General features: G+C 47.5%; 4 protein-coding genes. All 4 read right to left on the reverse strand.

Annotation, left to right across the window (positions count from 1 at the left end; all coding sequences use genetic code 11):
* Positions 1–2,095 (reverse strand): hypothetical protein (locus tag AC1DSE_RS29370; protein ID WP_477528636.1); only part of this gene is annotated, 2,095 nt, incomplete at its 3' end.
* Positions 2,096–2,307: 212 nt separating this feature from the next.
* Entirely contained in the window at positions 2,308–3,156 is an 849-nt protein-coding gene (locus AC1DSE_RS29375) for a carbohydrate ABC transporter permease (protein ID WP_477512105.1), read from the reverse strand.
* Positions 3,157–3,175: 19 nt separating this feature from the next.
* Positions 3,176–4,045: a carbohydrate ABC transporter permease gene (locus AC1DSE_RS29380; protein ID WP_477528638.1), complete on the reverse strand. Its 870-nt coding sequence runs from the start codon at positions 4,043–4,045 to the stop codon at positions 3,176–3,178.
* Positions 4,046–4,160: 115 nt separating this feature from the next.
* On the reverse strand, positions 4,161–5,388 hold a 1,228-nt coding region (locus AC1DSE_RS29385), incomplete at its 5' end, for an ABC transporter substrate-binding protein (protein WP_477528637.1).

A 5,388-nucleotide genomic window follows, 5' to 3' on the forward strand; every position in this document is an offset into this window, starting at 1 on the left:
GGGTCAGGTTCCCGTCATTGCCGACGGAAGCCGATCCGTTGCCGAAAGGAGCACCCCAATAATTTTCCAGTTTCCAATCGACCCGTTTAGCAACCGTTTTCAAATCAATGCTAATTGGTTCTCCCACAAGAAATACATTTCCCGTCGTCGTTGGAATAATCTTCATATCCCGCGTCTCTGGAACAAATTTGTTCACGGTGACCGCCGAGATCACGACATCCTGAGCCGTATCTACGGATGCTTTGGTATAATAAATACGATAATCCGTGCCGTTGGCACGATTGGAAAACTTGGCGTGAGGCAGAGTGACGATACTCGTCTTCCATGTCCCTGAATCCGTCAATTGAATCGGGTTTGCTTTTGTAAATCCGCCCTTTATGGCATCATACTCAGTCACAATCGTGCCTTTGCCAACATCGAGGTAAGTCACCTCAACTTCGATCGGCAAATCCACATCGTAAACATACGTATCGTCTACATTAAAATATAAGTACTTCGCGCCATTAGCCGTGTCCGTCGTCCAGCCTTCCTGCTCTGATCTTACAACGATCGGCGCCTTATTTTTGGCATTGTCTCCCGGGAACACATTAATTCCCTCGTACTTCCAGTCGCTATTTAACTGAGCTTTCACTGACTGCGCGTCGCTGTAGTTATCCAAAGGCCGGATTGAAACCTCTCTGAAATAAACGTCCGTCTCACTGGTGCCCATTTCGCCCGACCAAACGCCCAGACGCATGACTCGCTTCAAGTCCGCCTGAAGCACGATAAACCGCTCCTTTTTCCAACTGTTCGTACCCGTCAGTCGGATATGCTTCATATCACGCCAGCCGGTATCATTCAGGTAGGACAAGGCGAACTTCCCAACAGGTCCGTCAAAATATTCAACCGTCACTTCGACGCGATGATCTCCTCTAGAGACGAATTCCTCATCGGTCACTTCCATATAAAGAAAGCTGCGGGAATTGCTTTTATCCGTGCGCCAGCTGTCCTTGCCTCCTATGACTTCGGCCTTGCCGCTCTGGTCGCGCAATTGCGGATCTCCTGGAAACATATGCAAGCCGCTGAATACGGGATTCGCACCTAATGTCGCCGTAACAACCTCATGACCTTGCTCCGGATCGTCAGCTTTCGAAACCTTAATGGAGCCGATGACGACATCTTCCCCGATCCCTGCCAATCGAATTGTCGTATAGTCGGCGTCCACTGGCTGAAAAACATGTGTTTTCCACTCATTTGTCCCCGTCAGTTGCACCATATCCGAATCAGTACTGCTATTTGCCGCGGAGAAACGCAAATTAAATTTGCCTGTGCCGCGATCGAAATAGTCGACTGCGACTTTTTGATTTTTCCCGCTTCCATATGAACTATCGAGATCAAAGAACATATAGGCGTAATTATTGCTGATTTGCGTAGACCACCCCTCCTTGGAACCATAGGAGACTATCGGCTCAGCGTACTTTTCATTACCGCCTAGCCGCACTTTAATGCCCTCATAGGTCCTGTTGCTTTTCAAAACTGCCTGCACCGAGCTTGCCATGCTGTAATCCGGCAATTTGGATACAGTCACTGATTTAAAGAAGACATCCTCTTGGCTGCTCCCCATCTTGGGTCCGTACAGGCCCAGACGCATTTTCGTAATTAGTACGCCATCGGAAACGTAAAATCGATGCGTCTTCCAAGTGTTGCTTCCGGTAAGCTGTACATATTTCTCTTCCTGCCACCCGCCTTGCTTTAAATACATCAGATTAAATTTGCCGGTTCCGCCGTCGTAATAATCGACAGAAACCTCAATCCGGCTCTGCCCTTCGACGAAAAAGCCAGGAGCCGCATTCAAATACATAAACTGAACTCCTCCGCTTTTGTTCGTCCCCCAACTTTGCTTACCGCCTTTCACCGCCGCTTGCGGGGACGTAGAATTATCCCCAGGCAGCACCGTCAATCCATTAAAAATAGGATCGTTTCCTAGTTCCGCATATATCACATCCGGCGTATTTGCGGACGCCGATATCCCACCTGGCGGAATAAGTCCTCCGGATACCAATAATACGGATAACATGACGAACCATATACGAATTGCCTTTCTGCTAATATTCATTTCGCACCTCCTAGAATGAATGATTGCGTTCCATCAAACAGATCAGTCGCAGCTCTCGGTAAAGCGCTTTCATTTTCATGTTTTGAACTAATCTCATCACCTGTTGCTYCGGCATGAACATTTGTATTGCCGGAGCAAATCACCATCAGAACACTGACTACAATCATCATTGCTCGTTTCACACATAACTTTTTGCTTGCTATAATAATCGTTTATCCTTTGACCGCAGAACTGGAGAACCCTTGAATAATATACTTCTGGCCAATAAAGAAGACGATAAGCAGCGGTACGACACCTGCTGTCGCGGCAGCCATCATCATGTTATAGTCCACTCCCGATTCCAGCATGAAATTCTGCATACCAAGCGGCACCGTAAACAATCTTTTGTCCAGCAAAAAAATCAAAGCGTTTTCATAATCGTTCCACGTCCATGTAAAATCAATGATAGCGAAGGTTGCCAGAACCGGTTTGGAAAGCGGTAGAAACAATTGAAAGAAAATCCGGAAATGGCCGGCTCCATCAATGAAAGCCGCTTCAGATATTTCATGGGGAATGCTCATAAAAAATTGCCTGATCATGAAGACGCCGAATACAGTAAACAAGCCCGGAAGAATGAGCGCCCAATGGGTGTTATAAATATTCATCCAATCAAACATGATAAATTTTGGGACAAACAGTACTTGCTGCGGAATCATCATCAAACACAGATAAAGCATAAAGATGGCATCCCTTCCCTTGAAGGGAATGCGGCTGAAGCCATATGCGGCAAATGCGGCGAGCAATGGAGCTCCAATCATTAAAATGATCGATATTTTCAAAGAGTTTAAATAAAATAGAGCAAACCCGTCGCCAGTCATCCAGACTTTAAAGTGGTTGGTCCATACAGGATCAAGTGGAATCCACTGAATTGGAAAAGTGAAAACGTCCTTCGGCATCTTGAACGAGGTGCTGATCATCCAGATCATTGGCGACAACAGCAGTAGACTCGCTAGTGCCATGAAGATCGTATTAAAGCTCTTGATTATTCGTTTTCTGATTATTCTGTTATTTCTTATTTCCATTGTGCGTCTTCCCCCTCCGTTAGTAATGAACCCACTTTTTCTGGCCCGCCCACTGAATAAGCGAGATGCAAAGGATGATCAGGAACATGGTCCACGAGACGGCTGACGCGTACCCCATTTCATAAAAGCTGAACGCTTTCTTATAGGCGAAAATAGAGAAAACCGTCGTACTATTGGCAGGGCCTCCCTGTGTGATGGCATAAATCATGCCAAAGCCCTTGATGGAGCCGATGAAGCCGGTAATCATCAGAAAAAAGGTGGTAGGACTAACCAAAGGAAATATAATCAGACGCAGCAGCTGCCCAAACGTCGCTCCGTCCATCCTTGCCGCTTCCAGCTGCTCTGAGGACAATTCCTGCAGCGCGGCCAAATAAATAATCATGTTGTATCCGATTCCGCCTGCGGTCACCATGATCAGCACCGCATACATCGCTGTATCCGGGGAAGCAAACCATAGGGGAGGCTCAGAAATACCAACTGATCGCAGGAATGCGTTTATTGGACCGTTGGAAGGCTGAAATAGCACCATCCATACAAAGGCAATAGCGATGCCGCTGGTAAAGTACGGAGCGAAAAAGAACGCACGCAGCGTTTTCTGGAAATATGTCCGGTTGTTGAGTATGACAGCAATTAGAAATCCGAGCATAATCGAAATCGGTACAGGGACCAACAACAGCAAGGTATTTCTGACTGATACAGCAAATAAATCRTCTCTCACCATCATTCTAAAATTATCCAATCCGATAAAACGCGGGGTTTGCCCGCTAGCGAATACCCAATCTGTAAACATTAAATAAAAGGAGAACAGAGCTGGAACGAGCATAAACACCATCATTCCGATTAGATTGGGAGCAATGAATACATAACCAATCAGCCTCTGTCGCTTCATCCAACTCACGATCGGTCACCGCCTTTCTCTATTTATAATGTAGCTTGCAGTATCCAGCAGCTTGCGGCTAAGGGGATGCGGCGTTAAAGGTTCGCTCCCCCTTAGCCTGACGACTTTATTTAGATGATGCTTGCAAATTACCGTTATGCACCCGCGCTAATTCCTTCGCGCCTTCCTCAGGAGTCAGCTTTTGGGAAAACACGTTGTCATAAATTGCCTGCTGCTCGCTGCCTGACTTCCGGTCCAGACGGCTCAGACCAAGTGGAAGGCTCCCGAACATGACCCGCTTAATCGAATCAAGGTCATAGGTGTCCTCCACACCTTTGAACATAAGGGCAACAGCCTCATCGACTGGGAAGTCCTTGGATGAAGGTACTCTTCCGCCTGCCGCCATCGGCAGCATGCCACCGTCCGCATACCACTTGATAAATTTCCAGGTGGCTTCCGGATGCTTGGTGCGGGGATTGATAGCAACCACGTCTCCTAAGCCGCCAGCGTTAATGTAATCGGCCTGATCCATGTTAACCTTGGGAGCCGGCGCCGCAGCCACCTTGAACGACCTTGGGAACTCTGCCACGTTGTTAGTCGTACGGAAAATCTGGTTCGTGGAAAATAGCATTGCGCTTTCTCCCTTCACAAACATCTGGTCCAAAGCGGGCTTTGAAGTAATCTGCTCCGTATGAGGCATCAAGCTTTTATCCGTAAACATCATGTCCGAATAAACCTGAAGTGCTTTGACCGTCAACGGATTGTCGAAAGCTGAAGTACCGTCCGGATTCGTCAGCTGCAAGCTTTGCTTCAGCATGGAACCGTTGATAGGCACATTGAAGTAATAATCGCTTTGCGCCAATCCCCAAACCTTATCATCCTTCAGCTTGGCGGCATAATCCCTGAACTCGTCCAGTCCCCATTCCGTAGGAACAGGCAGTCCCTTGGCATCGAGCATGTCCTTGTTCAACCAGACAAAGGATAAGCCTTTCTGGGTAGGAACGCCATAATACTTATCGTCCACCTTCCAAAAGGCAGCACCTTCACCCATTTTTTCGTTCACATCATAGTCAGTGAAACTGCTTATATCAAGCGCGTTTCCTGCTTTTATACGCTTCTCGTAAAGGCTGTAATCATAGTTTACGTACATGTCTACGGGTTGGCCGGACATGAGTGCCGTATCCAGCTTCAGATTGCCGGCTTCATCATTGACGAACCGTACATACTCCACCTGAATATCCGAATTTTCTTTGTTCCAGTTGTCGACAACCTCTTGGGGTCCGTTCTCGGCCGGCACAGCTCCCCACATCGTCAGTTTGACCGGATCTGCACTTGCAGTTGCAGTGGGCTCGGCG

The sequence above is a fragment of the Paenibacillus sp. 01L418 genome, assembly GCF_056400045.1.